The following is a 20,143-nucleotide window of genomic DNA, read 5'->3' on the forward strand; positions in this document are numbered from 1 at the left end:
AAGGAGATACACCATGGGGTCAGCTGTGGCGGCAGTCGAACGGACGCATGAACAGAAACTGGATTTGCTCGCGGAAGTAGCGGTAAAAGTTGGATTGGGATTGGAAGAAGGCCAGGAACTGCTGATGACCGCCTCGCTCGATGCTGTCGCCCTGGCGCGACGGATCACCGAGCAGGCCTACCGCGCGGGAGCCTCGCTGGTAACCACGCTGTACATCGACGACGAGGCCACGTTGATGCGCTATCACCATGCTCCCGATGCGTCGTTCGACAAGGCCGCGAATTGGCTGTATGACGGCATGGGCGCAGCTTTCAAGAGCGGCTCGGCACGGCTGGCAATTACGGGCGCCAACCCGGCTCTGCTTTCGAATGAAGATCCCGGCAAGGTGGGGCGAGCGAATCGCGCAGTGTCGATCGCATACCGGCCTGCCTTGGAACTGATCACGCGGCACGAGATCAACTGGACCATCGTGGCCAGCGCGACGCCGGCGTGGGCAGCGCAGATGTTTCCTGACGATGCCCCCGATGCGGCTCTCGCCAAGCTGTGGGAGGCAATCTTCCAGACCACGCGCATCAACATGGAAGATCCAGTGAGCGACTGGAAGCGCCACGATGCAGGCTTGCACAAGCGCGCCGATTATCTGAATGCGAAACGTTATGCAGCGCTCAAGTATCGCGGTCCCGGTACCGACTTCACTCTTGGCCTCGCCGACGATCATGAATGGATGGGCGGCGGCACGACCGCGGGCAATGGCATCTACTGCATTCCGAATATGCCCACCGAAGAAGTGTTCAGCATGCCCCACAAGGATCGCGCCGACGGAACGGTGACAGCCACCAAGCCGCTGTCGCACCAGGGAACCATGATCGAAGGCATTCACGTGCGCTTTGCCGGCGGTAAAATCGTAGAAGCCCATGCCACGCGCGGCGAAGAAGTGCTGCGCAAGCTGATTGATACTGATGAGGGAGCGCGCAAGCTCGGTGAGGTGGCGCTGGTGCCGCATTCATCGCCGATTGCTTCGAGCGGACAGCTGTTTCTGAACACGCTGTTCGACGAGAATGCAGCATCGCATATTGCGCTCGGTCAGTCGTATTCGTCCACAGTGCGCGACGGCGACAAGCTGAGCAAGGAAGAGCTGGCAGCAAAAGGCGCGAACGAAAGCCTAATCCATGTCGACTGGATGATCGGCTCCGACAAACTCGATATCGACGGCGTTACGGCCACAGGAAACATAGAGCCGCTCATGCGCGGGGGAGAGTGGGTATAGGCAATTGGTATCGGCGGGAAACGAGCCAGTACACCGGTGCTCGACTCCCGCCTAATCCGCCGCCATATCCTTACCCTTCACTTCATGTCCCAGAGACGCAAGCACCGCCAACGAAACCGCGACAATGACCACAGTGATAGCCAGAACATTGGGATAGCTTCCCCACCTCTCCGCCGCTAACGACTGCGCCTTCGCATTCCACGAGGTCACCAGTCCGCCGAGTTGATACGCGAGGCCCGGAGCCGTTGCGCGCACTGGGGCGGGCGTCAGTTCCGCAAGATACGCAGGCACCACGCCCCACGCGCCCTGCACCATGAACTGCATGACCACCGCACCAATCGCCAACGTCAGCGCGGAGTGCCCATAGGCCCACGGCGGAATCGCGATCAGCGCCAACAGCGCCGCGACAACGATGGTTCGCTTGCGACCCCACTTCTCCGACATTGTTCCGAAAAAGATACCGCCTGCAATCTGCGCGAATCCGTAGATCACCCCGATGGTCCCCACCACCTGCGGCGTCAAGTGCATCTGCACTTTAAGAAAAGTCGGATACACATCTTGCGTGCCGTGCGAGAACGACATGAACGCGGTCATCAACACGATGAGAAATAGGAACGTGGGAACGAATGATTTAAGCGCCGCGAGATTTTTCGTGTAGGACTCGCGTTCCTGGCTGGTGCGCCGCTTTTTGGCAGCCGCAAGCCATACCGGCGATTCTTCAACGCGGGACTGCACATAAAAAACCAGCAGCGCCGGCGAAGCGCCCAGCATAAAGAGTCCTCGCCAGCCGATCGCAGGAAGAATCGTCGCCCCATGCCAGTGCGTCCCCGCGAACAAAAGGGCAAATGCTGCAGACGCCAGGATCGAACCGAACGCATATCCCTCCTGCAGAATTCCGGAGAAACCGCCGCGACCCTCCGTCGGCAGCGTCTCAAACGCCAGTGCGGCGCCCACTCCCCACTCCCCGCCCATCGCGATTCCAAACAGCGCGCGCAACACCAGCAGAACCCCCAGCGACGGCGCAAACGCACAGGCCAGTTCGATCACTGAGAAGCTGAGAATGTTGAACATCAGCACCGGCCTGCGTCCATAGCGATCAGCCAGCATGCCGAAGAGCAGTGCACCGACGGGCCGGAACATTTGTGTGAGGAATACGGCGCTGAAAACGTCCGACGGTTTGACGCGGAACTCCGATGCGATGGCGTCAACGCAGAAGATCAGCAGAAAAAAGTCGAGGCTGTCCAGCGTCCAGCCAAGGAAGGAAGCGATGAAGGTGTGGCGCTGCACCGGGGTGAGGCGCTGGAAGTCGCGGACGAAAGACATTAGCGGGAGGATACATCAGCGATTCGATTTCTCGATCAGCGAATCACCTGAATCATCGCGATTTCAACCGATAGCGAAGAACCGCGGATTGAATACGAATGCCTCGGCAGGCTCATGCGTAATACGCGCGAACTCAGAATGCGCGGGATTGAAAACAAAATTCGATTCGATACGATTGACCGCGATGCTGGGCACGCGCAGAACCGCGCTTCGCGCTTCCCTTACCCAGGTCTCTCCAAAGGCCTGCGAAGCGGGAACCTCGAGCCAGCCTGCCGATTCAATCGCAATATTGTCGGGAATGGTGATGCGTGTCAGAGAGCGCGGCGGAAGCTTGCGGCCTCCGGCGTGAATCAGCGTCTCCAACACCGCGAGACTGGCATGTTCGGCCGCATACAGCACGCGGGTTCCTGCCGGATGCCAGCGGCCCGGCTGCAGAAAGGCTCCCGTTGAATCGAAGGAATCATGCCCGGGACTGTGCATGCGATAGGCAATCAATGCGCAATCCCCTAAACTGGAAATCCGAATTCAAGTGCGGCAAGCAATGCTTCGATGGCACGGCCTCCGGCTTCGGTCCGCAGCATGGAGATCGGCGTGGCACCTTCGAGTTCAGCATGCGGCGCGTTGAGCCACTCGGTGGCTTCCCTCTCATTTCCCCAGATGCGTTCCGCGGTCGCCAGGATATGGCTCAGACGTATCGCGGTTTGGCTGGCCTGCGGGCCAAGAGTCTTGCGGGCGCGCTTCCAGGTTGAATCAGGGATAAGCTCGGCCCGCAGTTTTCCGGTAGGCAGAGGAGAGGTCGCCGCGACGCGAGCAAACAGGTGCCTAGCGTCTGCCTTTGCAAAGCCGCGCTCCGCTTCGAGTGCAAGACCTACCGCGCCGCGCCGATGTCCCTTCGCCGAGCTATGGCGGTGGCGCTTCACAGGCTTTTCGGCCACCAGTTCTTCGGCGTTTCTTTCGATTTCAGGAGGTCTCAATGTAAATCTCTCTTAGTTTCATATTAACCCATGTTGTGGGTCCATTTGAACCAATCGGCTCAACCTTTTGGATGCCGCGCGAACGCCATTCGACACACCAGAAGCCGAAAAGTTGCGCATATTTATTTCGAGCGATATTCCGCAACCTTCTCGTATAGCAGTGTTTGTACTCCACATGAGCGGCGCGGCAGGAAGCAGCAAGAGCCAAGCTTCCAAGGCCGATAGCTGGATCGGTTTTAGTCCGAAAGGACGGAGGATATATGAAGAACCTTGGCAAATGGATGTTGGGCGCGGCAATCGTGGCTGGCGGGTTGGGCCTTGGAGCGACCAAAGCCCAGGCAGCCGAATTCAGGGTCGTCGTTGGTGGGCCGAGGGCCTACGTTCCTCCTTGCCCCGGACCGGGATATGTATGGGTCAATGGCTACTACGACGGCGGCTACTGGATCCCGGGTCGCTGGAACTACGAAGGTGTCGCATACGGCTACGGTAGCGGTAACTACTACAGAAGTGTAGATCGCGATGACTACAGGCGCTACGATCGCGATGGCGACCGCCGCTTCTATGGCGATCGTGACGATCATCGCCGTTACGACCGCGACGACCATCGCGATCACGATGGCGACCACTTCCGCCACTAAACACAGGACTGTGCTTCGCTCATTGAACTGAATTGTCCTACTTGCCTCACGGCCTCTCCTCTGGAGAGGCCGTTCTTTTCTGGCTGGCAAAGACGCGACGAATCCCTACGAACACTGCCACCGGTACCGCGAACAGCAGTGAGAATCCCACCACATTCCCGGCAAACTCAATCAGCAACAACAAGGCTGTCTGCATGGCATCGGATTGCCCGGCGCGGGGGGCATGAGCTGCGGGGATGAATAGCGAAAGCACCCCCGTGGAGTTGCCGTGCCAAAGGCCGCCAGCCTCAAGAAGGATGGCATTCGCCGCGCCAACCATCGCTCCCGCAGCCGTGGCAACCAGCACAGGATGAGCTCGACAGATTTCAATTTTCCTCTTCAGCATCGAATCATTCTAAGGGGTTGGCCGGATCGCAGCTCAAATCTGAGCATCCCGGGCGCAACCTGGTTCTGACTGCACCTTGTTAAGTGCTTTAATTTAAGCGTAAAAGGAAAGTTTGGTCATGAGACCGCAACTTATTCCCAATTCAGTTGTTCAAATGTACAGCAGCCGGTAAAGTGAGACCCAGACCGGCACGTGCTGAGACGGCAACCCTGAGTCAAAAACGCGACCAGGCAGCACATGGAGGACGTAATGAAGAACTTAAAGTTAATGCTGTTCGCGACGATTCTGGCGCTGCCCTTTTTAGCCACAACTGTGGCAAAAGCGCAGGTCGCGGTAGGCGTGGGAGTTGGGCCGGCGGTGGTTGATGCGCCGGTAGAGTATGGTCCTCCCGTCTGCGACTGGGGCTACTACCCTTATTACCCTTACGGATGCGCCCCCTACGGCTACTACGGACCAAGCTGGTTTAGCGGCGGCATCTTCATCGGTGCGGGTCCCTGGTATGGATGGGGCTGGCGTCACGGCTGGGGTGGATACGGATATCGCGGCGGCTACGGATACCGCGGTGGATACGGATATCGTGGCGGCTATGGATACCGTGGCGGCTACGGCGCCGGGTATAGAGGCGGAGTCGGCACCCCTCGCGGCTTCAACGGTGGTAACCACGCCTATGCAGGCGGTGGATATGGCGGTGGCCATGTTTCTGGCGGCGGCGGAGCCCGTGGCTTTAGCGGTGGAGGAGCACGCGGCTCTAGTGGCGGCGGCGGATTCCATGGCGGCGGTGGGGGCTTCCACGGTGGTGGCGGCGGACATCGCTAAAACATAGATCCAAGGCTTAAAGCCTACATAAAGTTCGGGCCCGGTTGCTTCGGCAACCGGGCTTTATATTTGCGCCCGACCTGGCTTCCCTACCTGGGCCTCAGTGTCTGATATTTCGCAATGGTGTATCCCAGCGACGCGCCCAGCCAGACATCCGACGGGAAATGTGCTTCCTCTGTAATGCGCGAGCCGCTGATCGCGGTCGCCAGCGTGTAGCATAGCACTGGAATCCATGGCTTGCCGCGGTGCCGATACCGTTCCGCAACGACGGTCGCTACAGACCACACCGCCGTCGCATGACCGGACGGGAAACTGCTGCCTTTCAAAGGCGATTTGCCGCCATTGAAAAACGTCCCGGTGAAGCTGCCGTTCTGCGCCACATCGGCAGGCCGCTGCCGGCGCGTCACTGCCTTGATCGCCAGGTTGACCACGACGCTGTCTCCATATGCCTCAGCCGCCAGCAGAGCGGTATTCACTTCTCGGTCATCGTGGCGGATATAACCCGCTGTCATCAATCCGGCCGGGAGAGCGATCACTTCACCCGTGGAGATCATTGGATCGAAGACATCGTTGAAATCATCCCAATTCTTCTGATGTTTCTGAAAATACGGCATCGCATGCGGATCCGCATAAATCAGCCCCGCCGTTCCACCCACGATAATGAGCGCCGGAACCAGGTGATGCCCGGTGGCGAGCTGCTTAGGGAATGTCCACCAGATATCCTTCTGATCGTGCAGAAAATCGCCCGGAAGACTGCGCCATGTGGCCTCCCGCTGCGCTACACCTGTGGTTGTGTCGACCGCTGGACGCATAGTCTGACTGGGATCATCTGGCACAGCCGCGCGTGCCGGACTGTCCGGCAAAACGATCCGTTCTGGGACCGCAGCGGCGGCTGCCAGGCCCGGGTCGTCGGGCAGGTTGGACAAACTCTGGGCGCTGCCCTTATTCAGCGCACCAGCGAGCAAGAGAGAAGAAGCAGAAAGAAGAGTCAAATACTTCGTAATCCTAATCATCACGTCAGGTTGGATGCAGGATACGAAGGAATCTGTCAGCTTTTGCTCATACTCTCTTTAAACCAGAGCGCCGTTGCCGGCCGGAACAGAAGCCACGCAATCACACCGCATAAGGCTGCGTGAATCAAAAGCTCCGGCAAAGGATGAAAGATGCTGATGAAAACATGGAAGACTACCCATACCAGAGCCAGCCAGCGTGCCCAGTTCTGGCGAAGCAGCAGACCTACTCCACTGACCACCGCCGTCATCTCGGTCAGTTCAATTGCGATGGCATCGCGATGGCCCGCAGTCAACTCGTGGAAGTGGAAAATGAACCCCGCTACTCCTACGAGCAGATAGATGGCCGCAACAATCATGACCGCGATGGGCAGCTTTTTCATGTCAACCAGTATGCCCGATAAGCGCCGCGCTTAAAATGAGGAGTTGAGGAGAAGTTTCTTGCCAGCCTACGAATACCTTTGCGAACAGTGCGAGTGCCGCTTCGAACAGCGGCAGAAAATGTCCGACGCCGCAATCGACCAATGTCCGGAGTGCGGGGGTCACGTCAAGCGCCTGATCAGCGGAGGAGCCGGCACCATTACCAAGGGTGCGAGCCAACCCGCGGCGCCGGCATGCGCTTCCGGAGCATGTTGCGGCGGAGGTATGTGCGGCCAGAATAGCTTCAGCGAGAATTGATCACGACGACGTCACTGAGAATAGCGAAGGGCGGCAATCGCCACTTCTAATTCACAAACCGCTTCTTGACGTCGCTCGACGTCAACAAATACGGGATCAACGCGCCGGCCCAGATAAGCATCCGCACCAGCTCAACGTAAATACGCGTCATATCCTTATCGGGAAACATGGAGTTGATTACGGAGGTTGTCGCGACGCGAAACAGCACCGTGACTGACACGTAAGAAACCATCCAAATAGGAAAACGTCTGCTCCTCGCGTAGAAGAGAAAGTTCAGGACTATCGCGCTGGCAACAAGAAGAATATTCACTCCGATTTCGAAGTAAAGAAATTCCGGCAATCCAGGATGTCTCTGCGTATTTGCCTGGATCTGATCACTGAACAGCGTGGGAATCTCGAAGGTGATGATCGACATCACCCGGAGGATTGGGGCGACTACAAGACTGATCGCCACGACCCACAACCACTTCGAAAGAGCGGCCTGCCCTGGACCCGCCAGTGACTTCACTCCCGGCAGCGATGGCGTAATTGTCTCTCCCGCCGCTACCACGGCGAGATTCTTGTTGCCGCACATCATGCAGGATTGCACACCATCTGGGATATGCAGACCACACAATTTGCATTGCGTCGGCATCGGGCCCCCGATTTTTGGTTTTCACGATGATCGACGGGGTTCTTTAGACTTGTCAATGACTCAAAGGTTTACCCTTCGGTCACCATCGCGGGCGCCATAGGATCAGGTTTCGGCGCGAAAAAATTGCTATTCACGCGCCCCATCGATAAGTCCTACTTAGGCGCGTGGCCGATCAGGCAAAGGCCATACCCAGTACGGAATCGATCTGTTGCTTCATCGAGCCAAATCCAGCGTCTTGGGAGTTCGAAGACTGAGATTCAAGCCCTTCTCCCGCCAAACCTGCTAGAGGCTTCAGCGCGATAATGGCCGAATCGATCTGCTCCATGCGGTTCCGCAGACGCTTGGCGTCCTCAAATAATGCTTCCAGTTCGACCTTGGCCGCTTCCATTGCCGTGCGATAGGTGCTTGCATAAGACTGGTTGCTCATATTGCCCTCCATCCCAAAAAGTCTAACTTGAACGAGACCGGACGATGCATTGCACAAACTATGTGCCTGCAAGGACTTTCGTGCTAGAAGGCCCTACATAAAACTGGTCGACGAAAATCCGGAGGAATTCGACGATGCAAAATTCGCTCTCAATTTTTTTCATGTTCGATGGCAATACTGCCCACGCTATCTGCTAATGCAAGTGGGCCGCGGCCAACTTCAAGGTATTAACCTTCAGAGTTCAGGCCAGTCGGCGCACAAGCTGCCATCTGCATCTACGCGCAATACCATAGAAGAGATGGGCATGGACGCACCGATCGCAGAAAACCAGAGCTCTCCGTCGCTCCGCGTCCTCATCGCTGGTGGAGGCACTGGCGGACATATCATTCCTGCACTTGCCGTCGCCCATGAACTCGTCACGCGGCATCATGCCGACGTGCTCTTTCTCGGCACGCCCCGCGGCATGGAATCCCGCCTTGTTCCCGCTGCAGGATTTCAGCTCCGCCTCATTGATGTGGGTCCGTTGAAGAATGTTTCCCTTGCCACGCGCATTCACACTCTGCTCGATATTCCCAACAGCCTGTTCGCATGTCGGCGGCTTATTCACGAATTTAATCCAGATGTAGTTTTAGGTGTTGGCGGATATGCGTCCGGACCCGGAATGGCCGCAGCCCTTATGCTCCACGTACCCACCATGGCCTTTGAGCCCAATGCGATGCCGGGGCTTGCCAATCGCCTGGTGGGAAAACGGGTGCAGGCAGCTGCCGTTAATTTTCCTTCTGCTGCTCTCTACTTCAACAATGCTGAAGTCACCGGGATTCCGGTGCGGCCGGATTTCTTCAAGCTTCCCCCGGAGACCGCAGAGACCCCTCACCTGCTAGTCTTCGGCGGATCGCAGGGCGCGCGCATCTTCAACAACACACTGCCCGCCATCGCGCCGGCGCTGATTGCGGCTGTTCCCGGGCTTACGATTCTTCACCAGGCGGGCATGCGTCATCTTGAAGTCACCGAGGCTGCCTACAAGGCCAGCGGCGCCGACCCGGCACAGTGGCAGGTCAGCGGATTTCTGGATGACATGCCTACGCGATTCGCACAGGCCAACCTGGTGATGGCGCGGAGCGGAGCATCGACCGTCGCCGAACTTGCCGCCGCCGGAAAGCCTGCGCTGCTTGTCCCCTTCGCCGCCGCAGCCGACGATCACCAGACGCGCAACGCTGAAGAAATGGTCAGGGCCGAGGCCGCCGTGATGCTCAAAGAATCCGATCTGGCGGATCACCAGAAAGTTCTCGCGTGTCTCGAGGAATTGCTCGGTTCGCGGGAGCGGCTCGCCGCGATGTCGGCCGCTGCACTCACGCAGGCCCATCCGCAGGCAGCGGAAGATATCGCCAACCGCCTGGTGTCGTTGGCAACTCGCTCTACTACACGCTAAGCAGTTCGCAATTCTGTCGAAGCAACAAGGGCGCGGCTTTCGCCGCGCCCTCAATACATCAGCAGATTTTAGTAGGTCCAGTCAGCGCTGCTCACGTAAGCCGTTACGTTGGCGGTGCCGATGCTCAGGCCCGCGGTAAACTGCGAAACTCCATACACCTTGTTCAGAGCCGCAGCGGCCTTCGCATCCAACGTCACCTTCACGCCCATCAAGGCCAGGGTGTTGCCGTGCGTCTTCAACGGTACCGAAAATCCGGAGGGCAGTGTCAGGTCAAACAGTGGAAGGCGGCCCACCACCTTGTTGTCCACCACGGCAACGCCGGTGATCATGGGCATCGAGCCAGTGGTGTCAATGATGAAGTCCTGCAGCCGGACCGTTGTTGAACCACCTTCAAAGGTCAGCCCGCCGGAGTGAATCAAGTTGCCCATCGCGGTGTCGCGGTCAATGACACCGGTAACGATGGGAAACGATACGACGCCACCCGACACCATCGTTGGATTTACCTGTCCTACCTTGACGCTCAGGGCCGTGAGAGCGCTGGTGAAGGTGCTGCTGAGGGTAACATCGGTTGCGCCCGCGTAGGCGGTAACGGTGCTTTGCGCCGAGGCGCTGATTGAGAGCAGGGACAACACGGCAGTTGCGCAGATCGACTGTGCAAGCATTCTCATCTTCATGGTTCTGGTCTCCTGGAATTCTTCTGGGAAGTTGCCGGCGTTGAATCCAATCCGGACAATCCGAAGATAGAGATGCTGGCGGCGTCATTTCCGGTAGCGACGACGAAGGGCCGGTTTTGATTGGGCAGACAAAATTCGAAAGCTTTCCAGCGCAGATGGAAAACTTCATAGAAGTCGATGACCGGCGCGCAATTTGAGCGTTCCACCGCTTGATAAGAATTCATGGAGTGCCCGGCGCAAGGCTGCGCTATACTTCTCGCCTTCGAACACTGCTGAGAATTTCCCCCCGAAGAAAACCTGAACTGAAAGTGGAGGTCTGCATGAGAGTCATGTCTACGTACAGCGTGCGTCCGGGCTGTATCAAGGAAGCCGCAGCGCGATTTCTCGCCGGAGAGGGAGCGCCCGTTGAGGGTGTGACCCTGGTAGGACGCTGGCACAAAACCGATGGCAGCGGCGGATTCGTTCTCTACGAGTCCGACAGTCCCGAAGCCCTGTTTAACGGCGCGATGAAGTGGGCCGATGTGCTGGAGATCCACAGCAATGTAGTGGTCGACGACAACGCCGCCGGCGCCGCCATGGCCAAGTACTACGGCAAGTAGTGCTGAGGAGCGGTCGACTGGAGAGTTGCTGGTTACTGGTTTTCCCAGGTCTCGGAATCGAGACCTGGGGCACCCCCCACCGGTATCTGGGAGCAAATTCCTTATCCCAAAGGAGTTAGGCGGAAGTCACCTGCGCAAATTACTCTTACCATTGAGCTTAGCGCCAAATTCTTCTCAGCGAGGGGCTTACGGATCAGAAAAGAGAGATCAGAAGACCGATCAAACATCCGCAAGGATCAGAATCGCACGGCACTCATTCATCTGACTTGAGTATGCGGAAACGCGCGAAATAATCTGCAAAAGATTTGCATGGATGCGGGAATTATTTTCTCTATCAGGCTTCGGCTTTCAGTTATCTGGGCAAAGACGATTACTGCCAGTAGTATCCTGCTGCTCGCAGGCAATCAATCTCCATCGCAATCGCTGCCATAATGAACGCGATCGCCACTGCACCGACCATCACGCGAGGAAATCGCTCGGCGAAGGTTACCGGAGCATTGCCTGCGAATTCGAAGAGAGGGCCGCACCACTCCGCGCCGTCCTCTGCCCTGTTCTCTGTCTCGTCGTGCTGCGATGGAAAGAGACCATACTCGCTGTCGCTTTTGGATTCAACGACGCGAATGGATACGGTGGCATGTATATGTTGCTTTTCTTTAGTCAGCATTCTGGCCTCACATCGCGGGGAGCCGGCAACCCCAATTACCGGCCCCTCACGGATACGCCACGCGACGTCAACCCAGCGTCTGCATCTGCGTGGACTTGGACTATAGTCACATGACTTTTGAATGGCAGAATGTGAGGCCGATCACAGCGGAATTCTGTCGCGGCAGATGAAAGGGTCGAGTTAGAGTTCGAGTTGAGGCTCATACGCAATGTAGGTACGGATAAACGTGGACCTGTCGAAATCGAGTCGTATTGGACTTGAACGAAGCGTGCGATACTACGATTTCAATGTCTTCACCCAAACCAAGTTCATCGAAAAACTTCGTTACATTCACCGGAATCCGGTTGCTCGAGGACTGGTGGAGAAGTCGGAAGACTATCGCTGGTCCAGCTTCCGCCATTGGGCTACCGGTGAATGCGGACCGGTCGAAATCGAGTCGCATTGGACCTGGACGAAACGTGGAGGGTCCGATATTCATACCCCACTCATGCGCAAACTGCGCGCATGAATGGGGCACCCAGTCTTACGCGCGGTTTGAAGTTCAATCCACTTTTTTTGAGATGTTCAGCAAAATCCCGATCCCGGCCAGGGTGAAGAAAAGGCTGGTGCCGCCGGAGGAGATGAACGGGAGCGGGATGCCCTTGGTGGGGAGCAGCGACAGGACCACGCTGATGTTGAAGAAGGCTTGCAGCAGGATCGCCGTCGTGAGCCCGAAGGCGGTGAGGCGCGCGAAGGGATCGGTGGAGCGGTAGGCGGTGCGCAGGCCGCGGTATCCGAGGACGACGAACAGCGCGAGGATGACGATGGCTCCGACAAAGCCCAGTTCCTCGGCGATGTTGGCGAAGATGAAGTCGGTGTGGGCCTCGGGCAGATAGAAAAGCTTCTGCATGCCCTCCATGTAGCCGCGGCCCGCAAAGCCGCCGGTGCCGACAGCGATGAGCGACTGGTTGATGTGGAATCCGGCGCCTTGCGGATCGAGGTCGGGATGCGCAAAGGCCAGCATGCGGGCGCGTCTCCACGGAACCCAGAACAGCAGCGCGGCCAGCGGTGGAGCGGCGGCAGCCACGGCGAGGAAGAGATACTTCCAATCCATACCTGCGAGGATCAGCAGCATCGCACTGACTCCGGCAACGACGAGCGCGGTGCCGAGGTCGGGCTGCTTCACGATCAGCAGTATGAAGACGACGGGCATCATAGCAGCGCGCAGCAGCGTTTTTCGCCAGTCGTGCATCTGGTCGAGCCGTGTAGAGAGGAACCATGCCAGAAAGAGAATGATGACCGGCTTGGCAATCTCAGACGGTTGGAAGGTGAAGAAGCCACCGAAGCGGATCCAGCGATGGGTATGGTGCGAGTCGCGAAAGAAAAGGACCACGACCAGCAGCAGCGTGGTGATGGTGAGTGCGGGATAGACGAAGCGCGGCGAGTTGTAACGCGAATAGTCAATGCGCGACAGCACGATCATGGCCAGGATGCCAGCCACAGCCCACAGCGCCTGCCGCATCACGAAGCCATAGGGCGAGTTGTACCGCTCCTGCGCCACGACTGCGGAGGCGGAGAAGACCATTACCAGCCCCGCCACGACGAGCAACAGGGTAGTAAAGAAGATCCACTTGTCGACGCCTACGCGCTTTGCCATTTTTGCTTCCTTGGTTTGGAAGGGTCTAAAAGCAGATCCTTCGCTCCGCTTACCCCACTGACTTTGTCAGCGTGGCCCCAAGCTGTCCGCTCAGGATGACAATTCCAGAATTGCTCGCTAATTCGGCACTGAAGTCATGCCCGATACAAACACTCTTGTGCTTGTGGCTATGGTTTCACGGGCGGGCTGTGGAGATTCGGCGCGGGGCTACGGTGGGCATCAAAGTGATTAAGCTGCGGGATCATGCTGTCACTGCGAGAAGCAGATCCTTCGCTCCGCTTACCCCACTGACTTCGTCAGCGTGGCCCCAAGCTGCTCCACTCAGGATGACAAGGCATTATTCAGGATGAAAAGCGCGCTCGGGATGACAGCCGCAGAGGGGAGAGTGTAAGGGTTTGATGACTGCGGAGTTGGCCGGGCATCTATGATGTCTTGATTCTGTGCCTAGACGTTCTGCCAGACCTTCCAGCCACGCCACTCATTCACCAGCTCTTTGAAGACACGGCCGCGATGCTCGTAACTCTCAAACTGGTCGAAGCTGGAGCAGGCGGGGGCCAGCAGCACCACGTCTCCCGGATGCGCTGCAGCGGCGATGGCGCTTACCGCCTTTGCGAGCGTTTCGCAGGAGTGAAGCGTGACCACTCCGCGCAGTTGCGACTCGATTTTTGCGGCGGCAGAGCCGATGGTGTAGACCGCCTTGACGCGCGAGCGCAGAAGCTCAGCCAGTTCGGTGTAGTCGGAATTTTTATCCTTGCCGCCGAGGATGAGGTGGATGTTGCCGGGAAATGCGGCGATAGCTTTGGCGGTCGCGTCGACGTTGGTGGCCTTGGAATCGTTGTAGATTTCGACGCCGTTGAGTGTGGCGACGTATTCGAGGCGATGCTCCACTGCCTTGAACTGCTCGACGGCGGCGCGAACGGATTCTGCGGAGGCGCCAGCCAGTCGCGCGGCACAGACGGCCGCCAGTACATTTTCGACGTTGTGCTCGCCCTTGAGCGGGATGCTGCTGAGCGGCATCACGGTTTCCGGCGCCACATCTTTCGCTGAGCGGAAGACGATAGCTCCACCTTCCACCCATGCGCCCAGTTCGACCGGATGTTCGAGAGAGAACCAGTAGACCTGCGCCTTGGATCGCTTGGCGGAAGCTGCGGCTCGCACATTGTCGGCATTCAGAACAACATAATCGTGCTCGTCTTGAGCCGCAAAAATCCGCTCCTTGGCTAAGGCGTAGTTTTCGAAGCTGCCGTGGCGATCAAGATGGTCGGGCGTGATGTTGAGAATGACAGCAATCGAAGGATGGAATTGCTCAGTGGACTCAAGCTGGAAGCTGGACACTTCAAGGACGGACCAGGTTGCGTCGGTCGCGTCGTCGATGAGGGCGACTACAGGAACGCCGATGTTTCCGCCGACGAGTGTTGGAATGCCGGCCTTCTCGAGGATTTCGCCGAGCAGCGAGGTCGTTGTGGTCTTGCCGTTGGAGCCGGTGACTGCGAGAATCTTGCCTTTGAGGAAGCGCGCGGCCAGCTCGAGTTCACCGATGATGGGGCGACCAAAGCTCTTGGCCTGCACAAGCTCAGGCGTATCGAGGGGCACGCCGGGGCTAACCACGATGAGGTCCTGGCGGCGAAACGTCAGCAGGCCATGGCCGCCGGCTTCCACGTTGATGCCTTCTTCAAGCAACGCAGGAATGTCTTTGGCCAATGCTTCGGCGCTGCGGATATCGGAGACCGTGACCTGGGCTCCTCGGCGGCGCAGGAAAATGGCTGCGGCCAGCCCGGATTTGCCGAGTCCGACGACAAGAACTTTTTTGCCTTTGAGCTCCATCATGAGGATCAGTCCAAGAATACTTTATCCCGCCCCGTTGCGGCTTGGCTGTCAAGGCGGATTTGCCGGATTGCGAGGCTATCCCTCTAGCGGAGCTTGAGCGTGGTCAGCGCGAACAGCGCAAAAACCAGGGCGCCGATCCAGAAGCGGACGATGACTTTGGACTCGCTCCATCCCAGCTGCTCAAAGTGATGGTGCAGCGGGGCCATCTTGAAGATACGTTTTTTGCGAAGCTTGTAGCTGCCCACCTGGAGGACGACGGATAGCGCTTCGAGCACGAAAATGCCGCCGATGAAGGGCAGCAGAAATTCCTGCCGGATGATTACAGCGACTGTGCCGATGGCGCCGCCCAGCGCCAGCGAGCCCACGTCGCCCATGAAGACTTCGGCGGGATGGGCGTTGTACCAGAGAAAGCCTATCGACGCGCCCACCATCGATCCGCAGAACACCGTGAGTTCGGCAACCAGGGGCATGCGCTGCAGTTCAAGATAGTCGGCAAACACCACGTGGCCGCTGACGTAAGTGAGCACTGTCAGTGCGCCCCCGGCGATGATGGTGCAGCCGATGGCCAGCCCATCCAGGCCGTCGGTCAAGTTGACGGCGTTCGATGTGCTCATCAGCACGAAGATGACGAACGCGACAAACGGTACGAAGGCGAGCAGGCCGAGATGCGGCAGAGTGCTTGGCCAGTGGTGCCACTGCAGATCTGGGTGGAACACTTTGAGGAATGGCACGCTGAGTTGCGTGGCGAACAGCTTGAACTGCGTGAGAACGACCAGCGCAATGCCCACGCCCGCCCCGGCCAGCCCCTGCCACAGAAGCTTGGCGCGGGCCGTGAGGCCAAGATTGCGGCGATGCACCACCTTGGTGTAGTCGTCGGCAAAACCAATAGCTCCGTACGCTAGCGTCGAACAGACAGCGATCCACACAAACGGATTGGCGGGATCGGACCAAAGGACGGTCGGCAGCAGGATGGCGATAACGATCAGCACGCCGCCCATGGTGGGGGTGCCCGATTTCTTCTGATGCGATTGCGGACCGTCTTCGCGAATGTACTGGCCGATCTGGAATTCGCGCAGCTTCTGGATCACGTAAGGCCCGATGAACATCGCGATCAGCAGCGCCGTTAAAGATGCAAAGACGGTGCGAAACGTGAGATAGCGGAAGATCCGGAAGGGATGAAAGAACGGGAACAGCTTTTCGTAGAGCAGCCAGTAAAGCAAGATAACTCCGAATCAGTGCGAGGATTCAGGTTGATTCTACAGGCCCGTATGCTTGCTGGATTGTGGATGCGGCGAATGCGTTGTGGTGCGCATCTGCCTGGTCAATTCCGCTTCAAACGCTTGCTGTCTGTCTGCGATGTAAGCCTTATAGCCGGTGGGATCGATGAAGGCGTTCTTGTCGCCGTTCTTGAAGCGATCGTATTTGCTGAGCAGGTCAAAATAGCCGCCATGAGCACCAAGAAAGACATCGCAAGGCAGGCCCTTCAAAACTTCGAATTCATGGCGATAGTCGGCGGTAATTTGTGGGTAGGTCTTGTTGTTGACGAGCTTGTAGCCCGGATTGATGTTGGGGCTGCCAACAATCACGATGTGAAGAACACGGCCGCTCTCCTTCTCGTCCAGCGTCCAGGTCGTAGTGCCCTTTGTATGGCCGGCGGTGAGATGTGCGGTCAGCGTGGTGCCGCCCAGCGAAACCGTGCTGCCGTCATGTAGAAGTCGGTCAACCTTGGTCGGCGAAAACCACATGGATTTATCTGTCGCATAGTGAAAATCATTGTGTCCGCCTGATTCGACTACAGGAACGTCCTGCGCCATCACCTCGTACTTCGCGCCGGTCTCGCGCTTGATTTCAGCGCTGCCTGCGCAGTGGTCGTAGTGGCCGTGGCTGATGAGCAGAATTTTTGTGTCGCTGAATTTGAATCCAAGCGACTCAATGCTCTTCTTGATCAGCGCCGGCGAGGATTCGAGATTGCTATTGATCAGGATGTTTCCCTGCGGCGTGACAATCAGATAAGCCGCCAGATCCTCGCTGCCCACGTAATACAGATTTCCGGCAATCCGGAACGGCGGGACCGCCTTGGTCCAGGCAGCAGGAATTTCTGCGCTGAGCGAAGCCAAAAACAGGCAACTAATCAACACGAAAGCGAGATGAGGCGCAAATCTAATCCGGGCGAGGATGGGACGAATCACTGGTTCTCTCACAATCAATGGTTCTCACTGGACGTGCTCTGATTCTTCAGCACTTCAATGGCGCGTTCGAGCTGCACTCCACGCGAGCCTTTGACGAGCACCACGTCCCCTGGCTGCAGATTCTTCACCATCCACTCGCCAGCTGTCGGCGCATCGGGCAGGAAGATGGCGGCTACCCCGCAAAGGCAGGCAGCGGCTGCGAGATGTTGCGCGTTACCACGCACGCCGACGACAAGATCGATTCCAGCTTCGGCCGAAGCCTTACCGCATGCGGCGTGGAGCATGGACGCGTGTTCGCCAAGCTCAAGCATTTCTCCCGCAACCAAAATGCGGCGTTTTGCCTGACGCGCGGCCAATGTGTGAATCATGGATTGCAGTGCTTCGGGATTGGAGTTGTAACTGTCATTGAGAATCGTGGCCCCATTGATCTCCAGTACCTCACCGCGCTTGCTGCCCGGCGTCAGCGACTCGAGCGCGGCGATTGCGGCGTCCATATTCACACCTGCTTCGAGAGCAACGGCGAGGCCGGCGATTGCATTCTGCGCGTTGTGCGCTCCAAGAAGGTTCAGCTTGAAGTTTCCATCGCGTTCCCCTGCGCGAAAATGCACATGCAGGCCCGCGGAATCTTCTCTTACATCTAGGATTGCCGGATCGCCGCATGGGCCGACGCCGAAGTAAACAACCTTTCCCTGAAAGTCCCGGCCAAACTGCGAAACATACGGGTCTGAGCAGTTGAGGAACGCGATTCCGTTTCCCGGCAGTGCGGCAATCAGTTCGTACTTCGCGCGCGCAATACCGGCCTGCCCCTCTGTGAAATTTTCGATGTGCGCGGTGCCAACGTTGGTCACAACGCCCCAGTCTGGCGAAGCGATGCGCGCAAGCGTGGCGATTTCGCCCAGATGGTTCATGCCCATCTCAACGACCGCGCACTCATGCTCGGGCTCAAGGCGCAATAACTGCAGCGGCAATCCGAAATTGTTATTGAGATTGCCCTGCGACTTCAACACATTGAATCTCGCCGAGAGCGCCGCTGCGATCGCTTCCTTTGTCGTGGTCTTCCCAGCCGATCCGGTGATAGCGATGACGCGCTTGCCCCACTGCCGGCGCACGTGCGAAGCAAGCGCCTGCAACGCGATCAGCGAGTCTTCCGCGATAAGTAGCGGAACACCCAGTGCTGCATCGGTCAGCGACGCTACTTTAGCGCGCGAGACAACAGCGGCAACGGCTCCGCGGTCAAGCGCGGCGGCTACATAGTCGTGGCCGTCGAGTCGCTCTCCACGCACGGCAAAAAACAAATCCCCCGGGGCCACCGTCCGAGAATCAATGGAATAGCCAGTAACGACAAGCGCTCCTGCATTCGCAACACTCGCCGGTGTTTCGAGCAGCGCGCCCGCGCCAACCGCTACCTCTGCCAAAGTCAACTTCATCGCTATCCACCGTAACCCAAATCGCGCAATGCGGCGAGTGCAACTTCTGAGTCGTCGAATGGAATTGTGCGATCGGCGAGAATCTGTTCCTTCTCATGCCCTTTGCCGGCGATCAAAACCACGTCGTTGGCCTTGGCGGATCCGAGTGCGAAGCGGATGGCAGCAGTGCGATCTGGCTCAACCGAGTAGCGAACGCCACTGGCCTTGAGTGCCGGCTCTATTTCATTGAGGATCGCGCGTGGTTCTTCCGATCGCGGATTGTCGCTGGTGGCAACCACGAAGTCGCTCCCCTCGCCCGCGGCGTAGCCCATCTTTGGCCGCTTGGTGCGGTCACGGTCGCCGCCGCAGCCGAAGACAGTGATAATGCGGCCGTCGGATTTGGCAACAAGCTGGCGCGCAAGAGCAATCAGATTCCGCAGCGCGTCGTCAGTATGTGCGTAGTCGACAATTACGGTGAACGGCTGCCCGCCATCCACCGGCTGAAAGCGCCCTGGCACCGGCGTGAGTTGCGGCACAGATCCGACAAGTTGATCGAACGAAATACCGCGCGCGTGCGCTGCGGTAAAGGCGGCAAGAAGGTTCAGAATATTCACTTCGCCGGCAAGGTGCGATCGGACCTCGGCCGATCCGGCGGGCGTCTCGATCTGCATGACAGCGCCGCCCGGTGTCAGTGTGTGCGACGCGGCGCGGAAATCGCCGATTCCAATTCCGTAGGTTCTAACTTCCGCTCCGGCGATGCGTGCGGCCCCAGCGAGTTCAGGAGTCCGCTCATCATGCGCGTTCAGCACAGCCACGCGCGGCGGCGGATACATGGTGCCTTCAAAGAGCAAGCGCTTCGCGGCGAAGTACTTCTCCATCGTCTGGTGGTAGTCGAGGTGGTCGCGCGTCAGGTTGGTGAAGATGGCGACATCAAACGGAACACCGTATGCCCGGCCCTGATCGAGACCATGGCTTGAAACTTCAGTGACGAGTTCCGTGGCTCCGCGGCTCGCGCCGTCGGCCATCAGCTCGAAAAGATCGCGGGACTCCGGGGTGGTGTGCAGCGATGGGCGGACCTCTCCAGCAACGTGGTACTCAATGGTGCCGATCAGAACTGTTTCGCGCGCGGCCGCATTCAAAAGGGATTCCGCAAGAAATGCCGTGGTCGTCTTGCCGTTGGTGCCGGTGATTCCGGTTGCCGCGAGTACGCGCTCGGGGTGGCCGAAGAAAGCAGCGGATGCCTCGGCCAAGGCGCGCCGGCCGTGCTCGACTTCCGCGACGGCAACCTCGGGCTTGTAGACCACCAGGTGATCGTAGGAGTGCGATGAATCCGTGATGATGCCAATAGCGCCGGCGTCGATGGCCTTATTGATATATCGGTTTCCGTCGGTCGAGCCGCCCTTCATCGCTACAAACACGCAGCCGAGCCGAATCCGGCGCGAGTCGTACTCAATACCCGTGATGGGCTGTGCGGCAGTGCCGGAGGATCCAACGGCAGTGATTTCGGCGATGAGATCGGGCCAATGCATGTCTGGATGATTGTAGATGGCGGGACGGAATGGTGCGT

The 20,143-nt window shown here is 58.2% G+C and carries 22 protein-coding genes; 6 read left to right on the plus strand and 16 right to left on the minus strand.

Annotated elements, in window-relative coordinates:
- Window positions 1-13 precede the first annotated feature (13 nt).
- On the plus strand, window positions 14-1,267 hold the full coding sequence (locus P8935_RS19945; protein WP_348262064.1) for an aminopeptidase: 1,254 nt from the start codon (window positions 14-16) through the stop codon (window positions 1,265-1,267).
- Window positions 1,268-1,318: 51 nt separating this feature from the next.
- Here P8935_RS19945 and P8935_RS19950 read toward each other — a convergent pair whose 3' ends face one another.
- The 3 genes from P8935_RS19950 to P8935_RS19960 all read right to left on the minus strand — a co-directional run bounded on the left by P8935_RS19950 (window position 1,319) and on the right by P8935_RS19960 (window position 3,564).
- On the minus strand, window positions 1,319-2,590 hold the full coding sequence (locus P8935_RS19950; protein ID WP_348262065.1) for an MFS transporter: 1,272 nt from the start codon (window positions 2,588-2,590) through the stop codon (window positions 1,319-1,321).
- 63 nt (window positions 2,591-2,653) lie between these two features.
- Entirely contained in the window at window positions 2,654-3,085 is a 432-nt protein-coding gene (locus tag P8935_RS19955) for an RES domain-containing protein (RefSeq protein ID WP_348262066.1), read from the minus strand.
- 11 nt (window positions 3,086-3,096) lie between these two features.
- Window positions 3,097-3,564 (minus strand): antitoxin Xre/MbcA/ParS toxin-binding domain-containing protein, encoded by a 468-nt coding sequence (locus P8935_RS19960; protein WP_348262067.1) that lies wholly within the window; start codon window positions 3,562-3,564, stop codon window positions 3,097-3,099.
- Between the two features lie 260 nt (window positions 3,565-3,824).
- Here P8935_RS19960 and P8935_RS19965 point away from each other — a divergent pair, with 260 nt between their 5' ends.
- Window positions 3,825-4,202 carry a hypothetical protein gene (locus P8935_RS19965; protein ID WP_348262068.1) on the plus strand — a complete coding sequence of 126 codons (378 nt, stop codon included), beginning with the start codon at window positions 3,825-3,827 and terminating at the stop codon, window positions 4,200-4,202.
- 46 nt (window positions 4,203-4,248) lie between these two features.
- On the opposite strand, the gene P8935_RS19970 is transcribed toward P8935_RS19965, so the two are convergent.
- Entirely contained in the window at window positions 4,249-4,587 is a 339-nt protein-coding gene (locus tag P8935_RS19970; RefSeq protein ID WP_348262069.1) for a hypothetical protein, read from the minus strand.
- A gap of 249 nt (window positions 4,588-4,836) precedes the next feature.
- On the opposite strand from P8935_RS19970, the gene P8935_RS19975 reads away from it, so the two are divergent.
- Window positions 4,837-5,403, plus strand: coding sequence for a hypothetical protein (locus P8935_RS19975; RefSeq protein ID WP_348262070.1), 567 nt, complete (start codon window positions 4,837-4,839; stop codon window positions 5,401-5,403).
- 89 nt (window positions 5,404-5,492) lie between these two features.
- On the opposite strand, the gene P8935_RS19980 is transcribed toward P8935_RS19975, so the two are convergent.
- From P8935_RS19980 to P8935_RS19995, 4 genes are all read right to left on the minus strand, one after another.
- Window positions 5,493-6,395 carry a phosphatase PAP2 family protein gene (locus tag P8935_RS19980; RefSeq protein ID WP_348262071.1) on the minus strand — a complete coding sequence of 301 codons (903 nt, stop codon included), beginning with the start codon at window positions 6,393-6,395 and terminating at the stop codon, window positions 5,493-5,495.
- 56 nt (window positions 6,396-6,451) lie between these two features.
- Window positions 6,452-6,796 carry a hypothetical protein gene (locus tag P8935_RS19985; protein ID WP_348262072.1) on the minus strand — a complete coding sequence of 115 codons (345 nt, stop codon included), beginning with the start codon at window positions 6,794-6,796 and terminating at the stop codon, window positions 6,452-6,454.
- A 341-nt stretch (window positions 6,797-7,137) separates the two neighbouring features.
- A complete protein-coding gene (locus tag P8935_RS19990) occupies window positions 7,138-7,725 on the minus strand; it encodes a DUF2569 family protein (RefSeq protein WP_348262073.1) in 588 nt (195 codons plus the stop codon).
- Between the two features lie 172 nt (window positions 7,726-7,897).
- The gene (locus tag P8935_RS19995; protein ID WP_348262074.1) at window positions 7,898-8,152 is read right to left on the minus strand and encodes a hypothetical protein; all 255 of its coding nucleotides are present in this window, start codon (window positions 8,150-8,152) and stop codon (window positions 7,898-7,900) included.
- 304 nt (window positions 8,153-8,456) lie between these two features.
- Here P8935_RS19995 and murG point away from each other — a divergent pair, with 304 nt between their 5' ends.
- Window positions 8,457-9,581: an undecaprenyldiphospho-muramoylpentapeptide beta-N-acetylglucosaminyltransferase gene (murG, locus tag P8935_RS20000; protein WP_348262075.1), complete on the plus strand. Its 1,125-nt coding sequence runs from the start codon at window positions 8,457-8,459 to the stop codon at window positions 9,579-9,581.
- Between the two features lie 68 nt (window positions 9,582-9,649).
- Here murG and P8935_RS20005 read toward each other — a convergent pair whose 3' ends face one another.
- The gene (locus P8935_RS20005; RefSeq protein ID WP_348262076.1) at window positions 9,650-10,255 is read right to left on the minus strand and encodes a hypothetical protein; all 606 of its coding nucleotides are present in this window, start codon (window positions 10,253-10,255) and stop codon (window positions 9,650-9,652) included.
- Window positions 10,256-10,575: 320 nt separating this feature from the next.
- Here P8935_RS20005 and P8935_RS20010 point away from each other — a divergent pair, with 320 nt between their 5' ends.
- Window positions 10,576-10,854 carry a DUF3303 family protein gene (locus tag P8935_RS20010; RefSeq protein WP_348262077.1) on the plus strand — a complete coding sequence of 93 codons (279 nt, stop codon included), beginning with the start codon at window positions 10,576-10,578 and terminating at the stop codon, window positions 10,852-10,854.
- A gap of 370 nt (window positions 10,855-11,224) precedes the next feature.
- Here the strand turns inward: P8935_RS20010 and P8935_RS20015 are convergent, their stop codons facing one another.
- Window positions 11,225-11,518, minus strand: a complete 294-nt coding sequence (locus P8935_RS20015) for a hypothetical protein (RefSeq protein ID WP_348262078.1) — start codon at window positions 11,516-11,518, stop codon at window positions 11,225-11,227.
- A gap of 226 nt (window positions 11,519-11,744) precedes the next feature.
- Here P8935_RS20015 and P8935_RS20020 point away from each other — a divergent pair, with 226 nt between their 5' ends.
- The gene (locus P8935_RS20020) at window positions 11,745-12,026 is read left to right on the plus strand and encodes a hypothetical protein (RefSeq protein WP_348262079.1); all 282 of its coding nucleotides are present in this window, start codon (window positions 11,745-11,747) and stop codon (window positions 12,024-12,026) included.
- 33 nt (window positions 12,027-12,059) lie between these two features.
- Here the strand turns inward: P8935_RS20020 and ftsW are convergent, their stop codons facing one another.
- The 6 genes from ftsW to P8935_RS20050 form a co-directional block, all read right to left on the minus strand.
- Window positions 12,060-13,154, minus strand: a complete 1,095-nt coding sequence (gene ftsW, locus P8935_RS20025) for a putative lipid II flippase FtsW (protein WP_348262080.1) — start codon at window positions 13,152-13,154, stop codon at window positions 12,060-12,062.
- 444 nt (window positions 13,155-13,598) lie between these two features.
- Window positions 13,599-14,978 (minus strand): UDP-N-acetylmuramoyl-L-alanine--D-glutamate ligase, encoded by a 1,380-nt coding sequence (murD, locus tag P8935_RS20030; RefSeq protein ID WP_348265358.1) that lies wholly within the window; start codon window positions 14,976-14,978, stop codon window positions 13,599-13,601.
- A gap of 86 nt (window positions 14,979-15,064) precedes the next feature.
- Entirely contained in the window at window positions 15,065-16,201 is a 1,137-nt protein-coding gene (gene mraY, locus P8935_RS20035; protein WP_348262081.1) for a phospho-N-acetylmuramoyl-pentapeptide-transferase, read from the minus strand.
- Between the two features lie 36 nt (window positions 16,202-16,237).
- Window positions 16,238-17,182, minus strand: coding sequence for a subclass B3 metallo-beta-lactamase (gene bla / locus P8935_RS20040; RefSeq protein ID WP_348262082.1), 945 nt, complete (start codon window positions 17,180-17,182; stop codon window positions 16,238-16,240).
- 2 nt (window positions 17,183-17,184) lie between these two features.
- Entirely contained in the window at window positions 17,185-18,597 is a 1,413-nt protein-coding gene (gene murF / locus P8935_RS20045) for a UDP-N-acetylmuramoyl-tripeptide--D-alanyl-D-alanine ligase (protein ID WP_348262083.1), read from the minus strand.
- Between the two features lie 2 nt (window positions 18,598-18,599).
- On the minus strand, window positions 18,600-20,105 hold the full coding sequence (locus tag P8935_RS20050; protein WP_348262084.1) for a UDP-N-acetylmuramoyl-L-alanyl-D-glutamate--2,6-diaminopimelate ligase: 1,506 nt from the start codon (window positions 20,103-20,105) through the stop codon (window positions 18,600-18,602).
- Between the last annotated feature and the right edge of the window lie 38 nt (window positions 20,106-20,143).

It is taken from the genome of Telmatobacter sp. DSM 110680 (assembly GCF_039994875.1).
Classification (GTDB): Bacteria; Acidobacteriota; Terriglobia; order Terriglobales; family Acidobacteriaceae; genus Telmatobacter.

Excerpts from the sequence above, each read along its gene's own strand:
- P8935_RS19945 (WP_348262064.1), top strand. The coding sequence starts at position 14 with ATGGGGTCAGCTGTGGCGGCAGTCGAACGGACGCATGAACAGAAACTG.
- P8935_RS19950 (WP_348262065.1), bottom strand. The coding sequence starts at position 2,590 with ATGTCTTTCGTCCGCGACTTCCAGCGCCTCACCCCGGTGCAGCGCCAC.
- P8935_RS19965 (WP_348262068.1), top strand. The coding sequence starts at position 3,825 with ATGAAGAACCTTGGCAAATGGATGTTGGGCGCGGCAATCGTGGCTGGC.
- P8935_RS19970 (WP_348262069.1), bottom strand. The coding sequence starts at position 4,587 with ATGCTGAAGAGGAAAATTGAAATCTGTCGAGCTCATCCTGTGCTGGTT.
- P8935_RS19975 (WP_348262070.1), top strand. The coding sequence starts at position 4,837 with ATGAAGAACTTAAAGTTAATGCTGTTCGCGACGATTCTGGCGCTGCCC.
- P8935_RS19985 (WP_348262072.1), bottom strand. The coding sequence starts at position 6,796 with ATGAAAAAGCTGCCCATCGCGGTCATGATTGTTGCGGCCATCTATCTG.
- P8935_RS19990 (WP_348262073.1), bottom strand. The coding sequence starts at position 7,725 with ATGCCGACGCAATGCAAATTGTGTGGTCTGCATATCCCAGATGGTGTG.
- P8935_RS19995 (WP_348262074.1), bottom strand. The coding sequence starts at position 8,152 with ATGAGCAACCAGTCTTATGCAAGCACCTATCGCACGGCAATGGAAGCG.
- murG (WP_348262075.1), top strand. The coding sequence starts at position 8,457 with ATGGACGCACCGATCGCAGAAAACCAGAGCTCTCCGTCGCTCCGCGTC.
- P8935_RS20005 (WP_348262076.1), bottom strand. The coding sequence starts at position 10,255 with ATGAAGATGAGAATGCTTGCACAGTCGATCTGCGCAACTGCCGTGTTG.
- P8935_RS20010 (WP_348262077.1), top strand. The coding sequence starts at position 10,576 with ATGAGAGTCATGTCTACGTACAGCGTGCGTCCGGGCTGTATCAAGGAA.
- P8935_RS20015 (WP_348262078.1), bottom strand. The coding sequence starts at position 11,518 with ATGCTGACTAAAGAAAAGCAACATATACATGCCACCGTATCCATTCGC.
- ftsW (WP_348262080.1), bottom strand. The coding sequence starts at position 13,154 with ATGGCAAAGCGCGTAGGCGTCGACAAGTGGATCTTCTTTACTACCCTG.
- murD (WP_348265358.1), bottom strand. The coding sequence starts at position 14,978 with ATGGAGCTCAAAGGCAAAAAAGTTCTTGTCGTCGGACTCGGCAAATCC.
- murF (WP_348262083.1), bottom strand. The coding sequence starts at position 18,597 with ATGAAGTTGACTTTGGCAGAGGTAGCGGTTGGCGCGGGCGCGCTGCTC.
- P8935_RS20050 (WP_348262084.1), bottom strand. The coding sequence starts at position 20,105 with ATGCATTGGCCCGATCTCATCGCCGAAATCACTGCCGTTGGATCCTCC.